This is a genomic window from Microvirga arsenatis (assembly GCF_009910705.1).
Taxonomy (GTDB): domain Bacteria; phylum Pseudomonadota; class Alphaproteobacteria; order Rhizobiales; family Beijerinckiaceae; genus Microvirga; species Microvirga arsenatis.
On record NZ_JAAAXJ010000002.1, the window covers coordinates 15008 to 29289 of the forward strand.

Genomic DNA, 14282 nt, shown 5'->3' on the forward strand with positions numbered 1-14282 from the left:
CCGATGACGACGCTGAAGCTGCCTCATCCCGGAAGCCTGGCGGCTCTTGCCATCCTGGGCCTGGTTGCGGGCGGCTTCATCGCCCTTGCGAGCTTCGATGGAGGGGCGCCGCCGCTCCCCTCCATCGGCCCCTATCTCGGCCGCGTCCTCGCCTTCACGGTGGGCCAGGCGGCGCTCTCGACCTTGCTGTCGCTTGCTCTCGGCATCGGCCTTGCACTGGCCCTCGCACGCAGGAGCTTTCCGGGCAGGGGCGTCGTCCTGGCGGCGTTGAGCACGACCATGGTGATGCCCACCATCGTCGCCGTCTTTGCGGTCTTTGCCGTCTATGGCCGGAGCGGGTGGTTCGCCGAGCTTTTGGCCTTCCTCGGTTGGAAAGGCTCCTTCAGCATCTTCGGCTACCCGGGCATTCTCATCGCTCACGTGTTCCTGAACGCGCCCTTCGTGGCGCGGATCACGCTCGACGGGTTGAACCAGATTCCGACGGAGCACTGGCGCCTCGCCGCTGCCTTCGGCTTCACGCCGGGCCAGATCTTCCGCCATCTCGACTGGCCCGTGCTGCGCGCGGAGCTCCCCGGGATTGCCGGTCTCATCTTCCTGATGTGCTTCAAGAGCTTTGCCATCGTTCTTGCCCTCGGCGGTGGCCCGAGCCGCTCCACCCTCGAAGTGGCCATCTTCGAGGCGCTCAAGGTCGATCTCGATTTCGGCCGCGTCGCCTGGCTTGCCCTGATCCAGCTCGCGATCTGCCTGTCGCTGACGACGCTCATGCACTGGGCCTTCACGCGGCCGCCCGTCGGCCACACGATCCGCAGCCTCGTCCGCCGGCCCGATGCGAAGAACCGCCGCCTGATGCTCGTCGATGCGGTGGTGCTCGCAGCCGGAGCGCTCTTTCTCGCCCCGCTCGCCCTGAGCGTGCTGACGGGCTTGCGAAACATCCCGGATGTCGTCGATGCCGATCTCCTGCGCGCCTTCGGCACGAGCATGACCATCGCGATGGCGGCAGCTTTCATCGCCTGCGTGCTTGCTGTGGCGCTTGCCTCCGCGGCCCGGCGCCGGCGGCTCGTCCTGCGCTCGCCGCGCATGGCTGCCTTGTACGATGTCCTGCCAGACGCGCTCCTCGCCATGCCGCCCTTCGCCTTGACAGCGGGCCTCTTCCTGCTGATCCAGCGCTTCGGCGATCCCTCGGCGGCGGGGTTCATCCTGCTGCCCCTCATCAACGGGCTTGCCGCCGTTCCCTTCACCTATCGTTATGTCGCGCCCAGGCTGCTCACCGCAGAGGAACGCTACGGCCGCGTGGCGGCCTCCCTCGGCCTAGCCGGCTGGTCGAAGTTTACGATCATGGACTGGCCCGTGCTCAAGCGCCCCCTCGCCGCCGGGTTCGCCCTGGCCATGGCGCTGTCCTTCGGCGATTTCGGCATCATCGCGCTCTTCGGCGGCACGGAACTGGTGACGCTGCCTTACCTGCTCTACGAGCGTCTCGGCGCCTATCGCCTTGACGAAGCCTCCGCGGTGGGTCTCGTCATCGTGCTCGTCGCGTTTCTTCTTTCTCACCTCTCGGGACGATGGTCCGATGCTCGCGATTGAGAACTGCCGCCTCACCTGGCCGGACTTCGTGGCCGATTACTCACTCACGGTGGAGGCGGGAAGCCTGTGCGCGGTTATCGGCCCCTCCGGCGGCGGCAAGACCACCCTGCTCCACATGATCGCCGGCTTCGAGACGCCGCAGAGCGGCAGGCTCACCTTCAACGGGCAGAACCTGCTTCCGCTCGAACCCGCCAAGCGGCCCGTCGCCATCGTGTTCCAGGACCACAACCTGTTTCCTCACCTGACCGTCACGCAGAATGTAGGCCTCGGCCTGCGGCCTTCCCTGCGCCTGACGGATCAGGAGAAGACGCTCATCGAGAGCACGCTGGATGCCGTAGGGCTCAAGGGCTTCGATACGCGCAGACCCGGCGAGATGTCGGGCGGCCAGCGCCAGCGCGTGGCGCTCGCCCGGGCGCTCGTTTCCGGGCGCCCGCTCATCCTGCTCGATGAGCCGTTCAGCAGCCTCGATCCCGGTCTGCGCCGCGACATGATCCTGCTCGTCGACGCCCTGCGGCGCAGGCGGGCGGTCACCATCCTCATGACCATTCACACCCCCGAGGACGCGGCGGATGTGGCCGACCGGATGGCCTTCATCGCCGACGGCCGGGTGGCCGCGTCGGGACCGCCCGCAGCCATTCTCCATGGCTCCCTCGCTCCGAGGATTGCAGCCGCGGTTTCGAACACCTGAGCCGAGCCGAGAGACGGTTCAGCCAAGTGACCTCATACTGGTATGAGGCAGGCGAGTCGTCTGGGTTATCCCCGGCCCGCCCCTTCCCCAAGTGGACATTAAGTGGCATGGTGCCACTCGTTCAGATTTACCGTCCTGAGTTCCATTCCAGCATGACCGGTCCCCTGTTTCTTGGCCTCGATGGCGGCGGCACCAAGTGCCGGGCGCGGTTGCGCGATGCGCAGGGGAACCTGCTCGGGGAAGGCACAGGCGGACCATCCAACATCCGCATCGATCCGGACCTCTCCTGGACCTCCGTTCTCACCGCCTGCCGCGAAGCGCTGGCGCAGGCCGGTCTCGACGAGAGCAGCTTCGAGCGAATCCATGCCGGCATGGGAGCCGCCGGGGCGGGGCAGAGCAGCGCGGTGGAACGTTTCCTGGCCCGCTCCCATCCCTTCGCATCCTTCGGGATCGATACGGATGCGCACACCGCCTGGCTCGGCGCCTTCCATGGCGGCGACGGGGCGATCCTGATCGTCGGCACCGGCTCCTGCGGCTATGGCGGCGCAAGCGGCCGGTGCCACTACGTGGGCGGCTGGGGCTACGAGGTGTCCGACGAGGGCAGCGGCGCCTTCATCGGCCGCGAGCTCCTGCGTCGGGCGATCTGGGCTCATGACGGACGCACGCCCCCGACGCCGCTCTCGGACGCGGTTCTGGCCGATTTCAACAACGACCTCGAGGTTCTGGTGGATTGGGTCGGCAAGGCCCGTTCGAGCGATTACGGGCGCTATGCGCCGCTCGTCCTGCAGCATGCCGAACGGCGCGATCCCCTCGGCATGGCCATCGTCGCGGATGCGGCCGCCGGGCTGGCGACCATCGCCACGCGTCTGCTCGATCTCGGCGCTCCGACCCTTTGCCTGTTCGGCGGGCTGGCGGAGCCGCTGAGGCCCTGGCTTCCGCCTCCGGTGCAGAAGGTGATTGCAGAGCCTATCGCCGATGCCCTCGACGGCGCCATTCTGCTCGCCCGTTCGGCCCTGGCAGGGAGTCCCTCATGAGCACGCAGCCCGGCGAGGCCCTGCCGCTTCTCCCCCTCGACGAGGGCAACCCCACGCCCCTCTACCTCCAGCTCCAGCAATCCATTGAGGATGCGGTGCGCAAAGGCACCCTCAAGGCGGACGACGCCCTGCCGGGAGAGCGGGATCTGGCAAGGCAGCTCGGCATCTCGCGCGTCACCGTGCGCAAGGCCATCACGGGCCTCGTGCAGAAGGGCGTTCTCGTCCAGCGCTGGGGCTCGGGCACCTTCATCGCGCCGCAGATGCGTCTGGAGCAGCCCCTCTCCCGCCTGTCGAGCTTCACCGACGACATGTCGGCACGGGGCCTGAAATCATCGGCGGTGATGCTGAGCCAGTCGAAGGGGCCGGCTTCCACCGACGAACTCATGGCGCTGGGGCTCTCGCCGGGAGACCTGGTGAGCCGGGTCAACCGCCTGCGCCTGGCCAACGGCATTCCCATGGCCATCGAGAACGCAGTGATACCGTCGCGCGTTCTGCCCGATCCATCGCTCGTCAAGCAGTCGCTCTACGCGGTGCTGCATGAGAACGGCTTCATGCCAGTTCGCGCCCTGCAGCGCCTCCATGCGGTTCTCCTGAATGAGGAACAGGCGTCCCTGCTCGGCGTTCCGCCCCAGAGCCCTGCGCTCTACATCGAACGCCGCTCGTTTACCGCAGCGGGCGAAGTGGTCGAGTTCACCGCCTCCTACTACCGGGGCGACGCCTATGATTTCGTGGCCGAGCTGACCATCAGCCAGCCCGAACGGATGCACAACGATGATGCCTGACGACAACAGCACCACCTCCACCGACACGGCCATGCTGCGCGAGGCGCAGGAGGCGCCTCAGGTGGTCGCATCCCTTCTCGAACGCAATGCTCCGCTCTGCCGTGATCTGGGCGAACGCCTGCGCGCATCCTCGCCGCCTTTCGCCGTCACCTGCGCGCGGGGCAGCTCGGACAATGCAGCCACCTTCGTCAAGTACCTGCTGGAGATCCATTCCGGACTGGTGACCGCGTCCGTCGGCCCTTCGGTGACCTCTGTCTACGAAGCCCGCCCGCGCATGCGCGATGCGCTCTTCCTCGCGGTTTCGCAATCGGGCCGCAGCCCGGACATCCTCAACTTAGCCCAGGCCGGCCGTGACGACGGCGCGCTCACGGTCGCGCTCGTCAACGACACCGCTTCGCCGCTGGCCTCCACCTGCGAGGTGGTGCTGCCGCTCCACGCGGGCCCGGAAAAAAGTGTCGCCGCCACCAAGTCCTTCATCGCGGCGCTCGCCGCCGGCCTGCAGCTCGTCGCGCACTGGTCGCAGGACCAGGCATTGCTCAATGCCCTCGACACCCTGCCGGATGTGCTGGCGAAGGCAGCCGCCGCCGATTGGTCGGCCGCGCTGCCTCTCCTGTCGGATGCGGACAATCTGTTCGTCGTCGGTCGCGGCGTCGGCTTTGCCGTGGCACAGGAAGCGGCGCTCAAGATGAAGGAAACCTCCGGCATCCATGCGGAGGCCATGAGCGCGGCCGAGCTGATGCACGGTCCCTGGACGCTCGCGGGAGATCGCTTCCCGATCATGGTGCTCAGCCAGCAGGACGAGACCTTAAGCGGCGTGAGCGACCTCGTGACGAAGCTCAACGACCAGGGCGTTCCCGTGGTCGTAGCCGGCGCGGCGGAAGGACCTGCCGCCGTCATGCTGCCTGCCGCGACGGAGGTGCACCCCTATCTGGCACCGATTGCCCTCATCCAGAGCTTCTATCCACTCGTCAATGCGATTGCCCTGGCGCGCGGACGCAACCCCGACAGCCCGCCGCGGCTGCGCAAGGTGACGGAGACCGTCTGATGGCCTTTGCGCTCACCGGAGCCCGCATCTTCGACGGGTCGCACCTGCTCGACGGCCGCGCCGTCGTGGTCGAGAACGGCCGCATCCTTGCCGTGCCGGGCGAGAGCGACCTCGGCACGGGCATCGAGCGCCGCAGGGTCGAGGGCCTCCTGGCTCCCGGCTTCATCGACGTGCAGGTGAATGGGGGCGGCGGTGCCCTCTACAACGATGTCCGCACCGTCGAGGGCATCCGGATCATCGCTCAGGCGCACCGGGCCTATGGCACCGTCGGCCTGCTGCCGACCTTCATCACCGACACCCGCGAGGCGATGGCGGAAGCGGTCGAGGCCATGCGCGCCGCGCTCGCCGAGAAAGTCCCCGGCGTGCTCGGCATCCATCTGGAGGGCCCCTTCATCAGCCCCGAACGCAAGGGCGTTCACAATCCCGCCTTCATGCGCCCGATGGAGGACGAGGACATCGCGATCATGACCTCGCTCGCGGAGGGGCGTACCGTGGTGACTCTGGCTCCGGAGCGCAACAGCATGGAAGCCATCGCGCGGCTTGCCTCTGCCGGCGTGCTTGTCTGCGCAGGCCATACGGCGGGCGACTACGATGTGGTGATGGAGGCGATCCGCCACGGCCTGCGCGGCTTCACGCATCTCTACAATGCGATGCCGCCGCTGGCGGGACGCGATCCCGGCCCTGTGGGCGCGGCCCTCGACAGCCGGAACACCTGGTGCGGCCTCATCGTGGACGGGCACCATGTGAGCGATGCCGCGCTGAGGGCAGCCATCGCCGCCAAGGGTACGGAGCGGATGATGCTCGTCACGGATGCCATGTCGGTGACGGGAACCGATCTCGCCGGTTTCGATCTCCATGGCCGCCGGATCCATCGCAAGGATGGCCGGCTCACCACTGAGGACGGAACGCTTGCAGGCTCCGACCTCGACATGGCGAGCGCCGTACGCAACAGCGTGAATCGGCTGGGTCTCGCCCTGCCCGACGCGCTGCGGATGGCATCCCTCGTTCCTGCCGCGTTCCTGAAGCTCGATCACGAGCTCGGGCGCATCGCGCCCGGATACCGGGCAAGCCTCGTTCTCCTCGACGATGCGCTGCAGGTGCAGGAAACCTGGATCGACGGCCGCAGCGACTGAGCGGGTCAGTCCTTCGCGTAGAGGACGAAGCTGCGGCTTCGTCCTGCGAATTCCCGGTCGTATTCCCGCACAACATGCCAGCCGTGGCGCTCGTAGAAGCGGCGGGCGCCGTGGTTGTCGCGGAAGCATTCGAGGCTGCGGGCTCCGCGTTTCTCCGCCTCGCGCAGCAGCAGCGCGCCCCCGCCTCTGCCTGTGGCATCCGGATCCATGAACAGCATGTCGATATGACCGTCCGTCATGAGGAGGAAGCCGGCAAGCCCGTCATCCGAGCAGGCGACCAGCATGCGCTCCCATGCGTGAGCGAACCGCCCCGTGAAATAGACGATGTCCCGATCCTCCAGCACCTCCTCTTCCAGGATGCTGGCGAAGGCCAGACGGTAGGAGGCTTGCGCGATACCGGCGAGGCGGAGAACATCGTCGGGCTGCGCTGGCCTGACGATCACGGTTGGCCCCTCAGGCGCGGGTCGAGAGTGTCGCGCAGGGCGTCCCCCAGGAGGTTGAAGCCGAAGGACAGGAACAGGATGGCGAAGCCTGCGAAGACCGCGCTCCACGGCGAGAGCATGAGGAAGTTGCGGCCTTCCGACAGCATGAGGCCGAGGGAGGGCGTCGGCGGCTGCGTGCCGAGCCCGAGGAACGAGAGCGAGGCCTCCACCAGGATCGCGGCGGAGAGAAGCAGGCTCGTCTGGACCAGGATGACCGAGGCAAGGTTGGGCAAAATATGCAGGAAGATGATGCGCGCATCCGATGCGCCGATGGCGCGCGCACCTGCAACGTATTCGCTCTCGCAGAGCACCAGCGCCGGGCCGCGCAGGAGCCGGGCGAAGATCGGCGTGTAGACGATGGCGATGGCCGCCGCTGCGCTGTAGGTGTGCGGCCCCAGAACTGCGATGATGCCGATGGCCAGCAGCATCACCGGGAAGGCGAAGAGCACGTCCATGATGCGCATGATGATCCGGTCGAGCCAGCCTCGGTAGTAGGCGGCGACGAGCCCAAGCGCGCCGCCGCCGAGGAGCGCGATGCCCACCGCTAGCAGGCAGGCGATGAGGGACGTGCGGTAGCCGTAGAGGATGCGGGTGAGCACGTCGCGGCCAAGTTGGTCGGTGCCGAACCAGTTGAGCTCGGAGGGCGCCCGCAGGCGCCTCGCAACGCTCTGGGCCATCGGGTCGTAGGGCGCGAAGAGCGGCGCGCCGAGAGCCAGCACGATCTGGACCGCCACCAGGACGACGGCGAAGGTCAGAAGCTTGTTCCTCGCGAGGCGCTGCACGGCTCTAGGCTCTCACACGGGGGTCGACGACGATGTAGAGCATGTCGACGAGGAAGTTCACGAGGACGAAACCCGCCGTCACTACCAGAATGGTGGCCTGGATCAGCGGGTAGTTGCGCTCGGCGATGGCACCCAGGATCAGGCGGCCAAGACCCGGAATGGCGAAGACCTGCTCGACCACGATGGCCCCGCCGAGCAGATAGCCCGTCATGATGCCGACGCTGGTGAGAAACGGGATCAGCGCGTTGCGCAGGGCATGCTTGTACACGACCGTGCGCTCGGCGAGGCCCTTGGCACGGGCGGTGCGGACGTAGTCCTGCCCCAGCGCATCGAGCATGGCCGAGCGCACGAGGCGGGAGAGATTGGCGAGGATCGGCAGGGCCAGCGCCAGCGACGGCAGCAGCATGCGCTGCAGGTTTCCGACGGGATCCTCCGAGAACGGCACGTAACCGAGGGACGCGAAGCCCGGGGCCCAGGCGGAGAGCAGCAGGATCAGCACGATGCCGAGCCAGAAGGAGGGGATCGTCAGCCCGGCGATGGCGCTCACGCGCATCGCCACGTCCGCCGCGCCGCCACGGGTCTGCGCCATCAGGCAACCCACCGGCACGGCGAGCACCGCCCCGATGAGAAGCGAGAGGAAGGTGAGTTCCAACGTGGGCCACAGATGCAGCAGGATCTCGGCGGCCACGGGTCGACCCGTCCAGAGAGAGGTGCCGAAGTCGCCACGCAAAGCCGCGCCGGCCCAGAGGAGATACTGCTCCACGATGGGGCGGTCGAGCCCGACGCGCCGGTTGAGCTCCGCCATGCGTTCGGGCGTGATCTCGGTGTTCGCACCCAGCATGATCGCCACCGCGTCGCCGGGGATGAGGCGGATCATCAGGAACACGATGACCGACACGCCGAAGAGAACGATGACGAGATCGATCAGGCGCGCGAGCAGAACTCGGTTCATGCGGAGGGCTCTTCAAAAAGGCAACCGGCGCCGCTTGGGCGGCGCCGGGGCCATGGACGGCCTTAGTGGGAGGCGTTGCGAAGCAGCATCAGCGAGCGGTTCGGCATCACGTCATAACCCTGGAGCTTGGTGTTCATGGCCGAGAACAGAGTGCCGTAGGTCAGGTGGGCCACGGGCCCCGAGCAGGCGAGCTTCTGCTGCACCTTGTCATACGCCGCCTTGCGCGCCGCCTGGTCCTGCTGGGTGCGGGCCTGGTCGAGCAGACCGTCGATCTCCGCGTCCGAGTACTTGAACACGTTGGTCGAACCGCCGGTGCGGAAGGTGCGGTAGAAGTAATCGTCCGGATCGGGCTGGCCGGCATTGATCGAGGCGAACATGTCGAAGTTGCTGTTGCGCCAATCCTGAATGAACTGGCCCTGCTCCTGGTTGACCAACTCGACCTTGAAGCCTGCCTTGTTCAGCTGCTCCTGCACCACCTGGGCGATGTCCTTCACGTCCTGGCGCGGCAGCACCTTCAGGGTGACGGCGACCGGCGTCGCGACGCCCGCCTCCTTCAGCAGGGCCTGCGCCTTCGCGACATCGGACTTGTAGCAGGCGAACTGATTGACGTTGAGCGCCCAGGACTTGAGGGCCGGCGAGAGCGGGCCGCCCGGAACGCCGGCGCCGAAGAGCGCCGCATCCACGATCTCCTGACGGTTGATCGCATAGTTCACCGCCTCGCGCACCTTCGGGTTGTCGAAGGGCGGCTTCGACACGTTCATGCCGATGAGCGTGTAGGCGAGATCCATGGTCTCGGCGAGCTTCACGTTCGGCTTGCCCTTGAGCTGCAGGGCCGTGGCCGCATCGATGTTGGGCAGGAGCGCATATTGCCCGTTCGTCAGCCCCACCTGTCGCGTCGCCGATTCCGGCACGATGTTGAACTTGAGGCCGGCAAGCTTCGGCAGGCCCTTCTCCCAATAAGCCTCGTTCTTGGTGAGCAGGATGAAGCCGTTGGGCTGCCATTCCTGGAACTTGAACGGGCCTGTACCGACCGGGGCTTTCTGCAGGGCGTCCTTGTTCGCCTCCATGGCGCTCGGCACGATGGCGATGGTGGCAAGCGACGACAGGAGCGCCGCGGAGGGCTCCTTCAGCTTCAGCTCCACCGTCTGGGGATCGACCGCATTCGCGCTCTCCACCGCCGAGAGCCGGCTCGCCAGCGGGGAGGCGATGTCCTTGCTCTGCACGCGCTTGATGGAGGCCACCACGTCTTCCGCGTTCATGTCGGAGCCGTCGTGGAATTTCACGTTCGCGCGCAGCTTGAAGGTGTAGGTCTTGCCGTCCGCCGAGGCGGTCCAGGACTCCGCGAGACCGGGGATGATCTTGAGATCCTTGTCGATGGCGGTGAGGCCCTCATAGATGTTGCCGTTCACCACCATGAAGCTCGGAAATGCCGTGATGAGGTGCGGGTCGAGGCCCGTGGGGCTGTTGTCCGCTCCGATCTCCAGAACCTGAGCCGAGGCGGAGGCCATCGCCGCCATCAAGAAACCTGCACCCACTACCGTGCGCAGTGCTGATCGGACCATGTTTTTTATCTCCCTTGGAAGCCGCTCCGGATTTATAGGCCATCCCTGCGGACCTGTCATGATCCAATCTCATACCACTCTGGACCGCGCTTCCGGCTGTGCTATGGTCCAAAGTCAGACCAGCCCCTCCCGGAGAGACCGATGTCGGAACGTCACCCTGTCAGAGCCATCGGCGTGATCAGCGGCACGTCGATGGACGGCATCGACGTCTCCATCGTGGAAACCGACGGCGACACGATGGTCAGGCCGGGGCCGGGGCACACCTATGCCTATCCGGACGACTTGAGAAAAACGCTGCAGGCTCTCATCGCGGAACCGGCGCGGGCGCAAAGCGAACCGCTCGAGGATCTAGAGCGGGCAGTCACGGACGCCCATATTTCGGCCATCCGGCGCTTCATGGCGGATGCCGGCATCGCCGCAACGGAGGTGAGCCTCATCGGCTTCCACGGCCAGACGGTCTATCACCGGCCGGAGATCCGCTTCACCCGACAGCTCGGCATCGGTGCGCAGGTGGCGCAGGATCTCGGCATCGACACGGTGGACCGCTTCCGCCATGCGGACGTGGCCTCGGGGGGCGAAGGCGCTCCTTTCGTACCGCTCTATCACCGGGCGCTTGCAAGCCGCCTCGCGCAGCCAGTCATGATCCTCAATCTCGGCGGGGTCGGGAACGTCACCTATATCGACGGCGACGTGGTGATCGCCTTCGACACCGGCCCGGCCAGCGCCCTGCTCGATGATTTCGTGCTCCGCCGCCGGGGCTTGAGCTTCGACCAGAACGGACAATTGGCGGCATCGGGCAAGGCGGACGAGAGCCTCGTAAGAGAGTTCATGACCAATCCCTATTTCGACCGTCCCGCGCCGAAGTCGCTCGATCGCCAGGATTTTCACGCCCGCGCCAAGAGTGTGGAAGCCCTCTCCGACGCCGACGGCGCGGCGACGCTCGCGGAATTCACCGTGCGATCCGTCGTTGCGTCTCTGCGCCATGTTCCCCGGGCGCCGCAGCGCTGGCTCGTGACCGGCGGCGGGCGGCGCAACGGGCATTTCATGCGGCGCCTGCAAGAGGAGCTGCGCGTCGCCGTCGATCCGGTGGAGGCCGTGGGCTGGGACGGCGACTTCCTGGAGGCGCAGGCCTTCGGCTACCTCGCCGTGCGATCGACGCTCGGGCTTCCCCTGAGCCTTCCGACGACGACGGGCGTGCCCCATCCCATGCCCGGGGGCGAGCTGCACCGGGCCGCGTGACCGTCATGACGCCCGCTACCATGATCGAGCAGGCCTTCGCGCCGGCCGCCGCCGCTATCGACAGCGGCAACATCCCCTGTGCCGTTCTCGGCGTCGTTACGGCAAACGGCGAGCGCGCCGTGCATTGGGCGGGCCATGCCCAGATCGAGCCGGTGCACGAACTTGTTTCCCGTGAAACATGGTTCGACCTCGCCTCGCTGACCAAGGTCATCTTCACGACCGCGCGCATCCTGCACTTCGTCGAGGCAGGCAGGATTGCGCTTGACGATCCCCTCGTGACCGTCATCCCGGACCTACGCCAGTACGACTTGAACGCGGCCGAGCGGCGACTCACCTTCCGTCAATGCCTCGCGCACAACACGCATCTGCCGGCGGTCGAGCCGCTCTACACCTATGGGCAGGATCCCGGCACCCTGCGCGCCTTCATCCTGCAGCGCGTCTGGCAGCCGGGGCCTCCGGTCTATTCCGACATCAACTTCATGCTCCTTGGCATCGCCATCGAGCGCATCACCGGACAGGCGCTGATCGACCAGCCCCTGCCCGAGCGCTTCTCGTTCCGGCCGGACCCGAAGCTGTGCGCGGCAACGGAGAAGGACACATGGCGCGGTCGCATCGTCCGCGGCGAGGTGCATGACGAGAACGCCTTTGCGCTCGGCGGCGCCTCGGGCCATGCGGGCCTGTTCGGCACCATCGACGGCGTGCTCGACTTCGCCCTCTCGCTCCTCGACGGCTCCGCCCTGTCGCCCGAGTCGATCAGGGCCATCCGCACGCGCGAGTCGGAGAAACGCACGGTGGGCTGGGAGGGGTTCTATCCCGGCTGGCATGGAGGCGATGCCTGTTCTCCCGAGACCATCGGCCATACGGGGTTCACGGGCACCGGTTTGTGGATCGATTTCGAGCGCGGGCTCGCCTGGTCGCTGCTGACCAACCGCGTGCACCCGAGCCGGCACAAGGACAGCGGGATCCTGAACCTGCGCCGCGCAACGGGCGAGCGGGCGGTCGCGTTGTTCGACCAGCACGGGCGACTTTCAGCAACTTAAAGGCAGGTCGGCGGACGGAGTTGGCTGGCGGACGCAGACCTTTGTTGCAGCCAGAAACTGGTCCTATATTGGTACGCAAGAAAGTTGGTATGATGGCGACAGAACATTTCAGCCCCCGCTACCAGGACCTGGACACCTGGCCAAGCCTCGACGTCCTTGCAGCCTTCTATGAGGGCCAACTCTCCGCAGTCGCCGCCGTCAGACCCGCCCTGCCCGCCATCGCCGCGGCGGCGGAGGAGGCGGTCCTGCGCCTGCGCCGGGGCGGGCGCCTCGTCTATGCGGGGGCCGGCACCTCGGGCCGCATCGGGGTTCAGGACGGCACCGAGCTGCCGCCGACCTTCAACTGGCCGGAGGACAGGCTGGTCTATCTCATCGCCGGCGGCAAGGGCGCCATCATGCAGGCGGTGGAGAATGCCGAGGATTCGGTGGAGGACGGCATCGCCGGCATTCGCCACAACGGCATCGGCCCCGACGACGTGGTGATCGGCGTGGCGGCGAGCGGCCGGACGCCCTTCACCATCGCCGCCCTGAAGGAAGCGGCGTCGCGCGGTGCCCAGACCATCGGCATCGCCAACAATCCCGACACGGACCTGCTCGCGGCCTGCTCCCACCCCATTCTGGCCGATACCGGCGAGGAGGTGATCGCCGGCTCGACGCGCATGAAGGCGGGCACGGCGCAGAAGGTGATCCTCAACCTGCTCTCGACCCTCATCATGGTGCGCATGGACCGGGTCTATCGCGGCCTGATGGTCAACATGCGGGCGACGAACGCCAAGCTGCGCCGGCGCAGCGAAATCATGGTCATGCAGATCACCGATTGCGACGAGGCCACCGCAACGGATGCGATCCTCGAGGCCGGCGGCGACCTGAAGACCGCCGTGCTCATCGCCATGGGCGCCAGCCCGTCCGAGGCGCAGGGCGCGCTCGAGCGAAACGGTGGCAATCTGCGCAAGGCCCTGGCAGACTTCGCGAAAGAAGCATAGCACGGTCGGCCCATCGACGGGCTGACGGAAAAGGCGAAGAATCATGGGGCTGGGGCTTGGCATCGACGCGGGCGGAACCGCCACGCGCTGGCGGCTGGCGGACGAGAGCGGCCGCTGCGTCGCCGAAGGCTCCGCCGCTCCCCTCACCGGCCATCTCTTCTCCGCCGCCGCCGAGGAGCGCGCCCGGCAGATCGTCCTCGACATGGCCCAGGCCGTGATGAAGGCCGGCCGGCCCGCAGGCATCATCGCCGGCATCACCGGCCTCACCCGCGACACGCCGCCGGAAGCCACCATGCGCGCCCTGTTCGCGGAAACCTTCGAGCTCTCCCCCGACAGGGTCTTCGTCGCCGAGGACATGTGGATCGCCTACCTGTCCTATTTCGCCCTCGGCGAGGGCATCCTGGTCTATAGCGGCACCGGGTCCATCGGCTACTACCTGTCGGAGACGAAGGAGGTGATCCGGGTCGGCGGTCGCGGCAACCTCATCGACGATGCGGGTTCCGGCTTCTGGATCGCCCGCGAGGCCTTGAAGGCCATCTTGCGCGCGGAGGAGGAAAACCCCGGCGAGGGCTGGACCACCACCTTGGGCACCTGCCTCGCGCGGGCGCTCGGCGGCACAGAATGGAGCACGGTGCGCTCCTTCGTCTATGGCGGCGACCGGGGCAGGATCGGCTCGCTCGCCCGTGCCGTGGGCGAAGCGGCACAGGCGGGCGACCCGACGGCGCTGCGCATCCTTCGCGAGGCCGGCGAGGAATTGGCCCGCCTCGCCAATTGCCTCATCAAGCGGCTCGGCCCCCGGCCTGTTGCCCTGGTGGGCGGCAGCGCCCGCCTTCACCCGCTGCTTGCGAGCGCGTTCCGGAGGGAGCTGGCGGCCCCCGTCGAATTCATCGCAACGGACCTGGATGCCGCCCTGACGGCGGCACGCCTCGCCGCGACGCTGAACAGGAGCTGAGTCCGGCGAACCGTCAGGCTTGCCTAT

General features: G+C 67.2%; 14 protein-coding genes. 10 read left to right on the top strand and 4 right to left on the bottom strand.

The features are described from left to right. Window positions 1-3 precede the first annotated feature (3 nt). The 6 genes from GR303_RS03375 (at window position 4) to nagA (ending at window position 6263) form a co-directional block, all read left to right on the top strand. Window positions 4-1581, top strand: a complete 1578-nt coding sequence (locus GR303_RS03375) for an ABC transporter permease subunit (protein ID WP_161721402.1) — start codon at window positions 4-6, stop codon at window positions 1579-1581. Further along, window positions 1568-2269, top strand: a complete 702-nt coding sequence (locus GR303_RS03380; RefSeq protein WP_161721401.1) for a thiamine ABC transporter ATP-binding protein — start codon at window positions 1568-1570, stop codon at window positions 2267-2269. Before GR303_RS03375 ends, GR303_RS03380 begins: the two co-directional genes overlap by 14 nt. A 107-nt stretch (window positions 2270-2376) precedes the next feature. Beyond that, window positions 2377-3303, top strand: coding sequence for a glucosamine kinase nucleotide-binding domain-containing protein (locus tag GR303_RS03385; protein ID WP_246205259.1), 927 nt, complete (start codon window positions 2377-2379; stop codon window positions 3301-3303). Continuing rightward, on the top strand, window positions 3300-4085 hold the full coding sequence (locus GR303_RS03390) for a GntR family transcriptional regulator (RefSeq protein WP_161721400.1): 786 nt from the start codon (window positions 3300-3302) through the stop codon (window positions 4083-4085). Before GR303_RS03385 ends, GR303_RS03390 begins: the two co-directional genes overlap by 4 nt. Beyond that, window positions 4075-5130: an SIS domain-containing protein gene (locus tag GR303_RS03395; protein ID WP_161721399.1), complete on the top strand. Its 1056-nt coding sequence runs from the start codon at window positions 4075-4077 to the stop codon at window positions 5128-5130. The genes GR303_RS03390 and GR303_RS03395 overlap by 11 nt, the downstream gene beginning before the upstream one ends. Further along, complete coding sequence (gene nagA / locus GR303_RS03400; protein WP_161721398.1) at window positions 5130-6263, top strand: N-acetylglucosamine-6-phosphate deacetylase; 1134 nt, start codon at window positions 5130-5132, stop codon at window positions 6261-6263. The genes GR303_RS03395 and nagA overlap by 1 nt, the downstream gene beginning before the upstream one ends. A 5-nt stretch (window positions 6264-6268) precedes the next feature. On the opposite strand, the gene GR303_RS24565 is transcribed toward nagA, so the two are convergent. The 4 genes from GR303_RS24565 to GR303_RS03420 all read right to left on the bottom strand — a co-directional run bounded on the left by GR303_RS24565 (window position 6269) and on the right by GR303_RS03420 (window position 10041). Then, on the bottom strand, window positions 6269-6706 hold the full coding sequence (locus GR303_RS24565; RefSeq protein ID WP_161721397.1) for a GNAT family N-acetyltransferase: 438 nt from the start codon (window positions 6704-6706) through the stop codon (window positions 6269-6271). Further along, the gene (locus GR303_RS03410) at window positions 6703-7527 is read right to left on the bottom strand and encodes an ABC transporter permease subunit (RefSeq protein ID WP_161721396.1); all 825 of its coding nucleotides are present in this window, start codon (window positions 7525-7527) and stop codon (window positions 6703-6705) included. The genes GR303_RS24565 and GR303_RS03410 overlap by 4 nt, the downstream gene beginning before the upstream one ends. Before the next feature lie 4 nt (window positions 7528-7531). Then, on the bottom strand, window positions 7532-8479 hold the full coding sequence (locus GR303_RS03415; RefSeq protein WP_161721395.1) for an ABC transporter permease: 948 nt from the start codon (window positions 8477-8479) through the stop codon (window positions 7532-7534). Between the two features lie 62 nt (window positions 8480-8541). Beyond that, complete coding sequence (locus GR303_RS03420; RefSeq protein WP_161721394.1) at window positions 8542-10041, bottom strand: ABC transporter substrate-binding protein; 1500 nt, start codon at window positions 10039-10041, stop codon at window positions 8542-8544. Between the two features lie 141 nt (window positions 10042-10182). On the opposite strand from GR303_RS03420, the gene GR303_RS03425 reads away from it, so the two are divergent. The 4 genes from GR303_RS03425 to GR303_RS03440 all read left to right on the top strand — a co-directional run bounded on the left by GR303_RS03425 (window position 10183) and on the right by GR303_RS03440 (window position 14255). Further along, window positions 10183-11280: an anhydro-N-acetylmuramic acid kinase gene (locus tag GR303_RS03425; RefSeq protein WP_161721393.1), complete on the top strand. Its 1098-nt coding sequence runs from the start codon at window positions 10183-10185 to the stop codon at window positions 11278-11280. 5 nt (window positions 11281-11285) lie between these two features. Continuing rightward, complete coding sequence (locus GR303_RS03430) at window positions 11286-12320, top strand: serine hydrolase domain-containing protein (protein ID WP_161721392.1); 1035 nt, start codon at window positions 11286-11288, stop codon at window positions 12318-12320. A gap of 92 nt (window positions 12321-12412) precedes the next feature. Continuing rightward, on the top strand, window positions 12413-13303 hold the full coding sequence (locus GR303_RS03435; protein ID WP_161721446.1) for an N-acetylmuramic acid 6-phosphate etherase: 891 nt from the start codon (window positions 12413-12415) through the stop codon (window positions 13301-13303). 43 nt (window positions 13304-13346) lie between these two features. Further along, complete coding sequence (locus GR303_RS03440; RefSeq protein ID WP_161721391.1) at window positions 13347-14255, top strand: N-acetylglucosamine kinase; 909 nt, start codon at window positions 13347-13349, stop codon at window positions 14253-14255. Window positions 14256-14282 lie beyond the last annotated feature (27 nt).

Bases quoted from the DNA above. Each gene is read 5' to 3' on its own strand.
- GR303_RS03395 (WP_161721399.1), top strand. From the start codon at position 4,075: ATGATGCCTGACGACAACAGCACCACCTCCACCGACACGGCCATGCTG.
- GR303_RS03380 (WP_161721401.1), top strand. From the start codon at position 1,568: ATGCTCGCGATTGAGAACTGCCGCCTCACCTGGCCGGACTTCGTGGCC.
- GR303_RS03435 (WP_161721446.1), top strand. From the start codon at position 12,413: ATGGCGACAGAACATTTCAGCCCCCGCTACCAGGACCTGGACACCTGG.
- GR303_RS03420 (WP_161721394.1), bottom strand. From the start codon at position 10,041: ATGGTCCGATCAGCACTGCGCACGGTAGTGGGTGCAGGTTTCTTGATG.
- GR303_RS03415 (WP_161721395.1), bottom strand. From the start codon at position 8,479: ATGAACCGAGTTCTGCTCGCGCGCCTGATCGATCTCGTCATCGTTCTC.
- GR303_RS03440 (WP_161721391.1), top strand. From the start codon at position 13,347: ATGGGGCTGGGGCTTGGCATCGACGCGGGCGGAACCGCCACGCGCTGG.
- GR303_RS03430 (WP_161721392.1), top strand. From the start codon at position 11,286: ATGACGCCCGCTACCATGATCGAGCAGGCCTTCGCGCCGGCCGCCGCC.
- nagA (WP_161721398.1), top strand. From the start codon at position 5,130: ATGGCCTTTGCGCTCACCGGAGCCCGCATCTTCGACGGGTCGCACCTG.
- GR303_RS03425 (WP_161721393.1), top strand. From the start codon at position 10,183: ATGTCGGAACGTCACCCTGTCAGAGCCATCGGCGTGATCAGCGGCACG.
- GR303_RS03385 (WP_246205259.1), top strand. From the start codon at position 2,377: ATGGTGCCACTCGTTCAGATTTACCGTCCTGAGTTCCATTCCAGCATG.
- GR303_RS03375 (WP_161721402.1), top strand. From the start codon at position 4: ATGACGACGCTGAAGCTGCCTCATCCCGGAAGCCTGGCGGCTCTTGCC.
- GR303_RS03390 (WP_161721400.1), top strand. From the start codon at position 3,300: ATGAGCACGCAGCCCGGCGAGGCCCTGCCGCTTCTCCCCCTCGACGAG.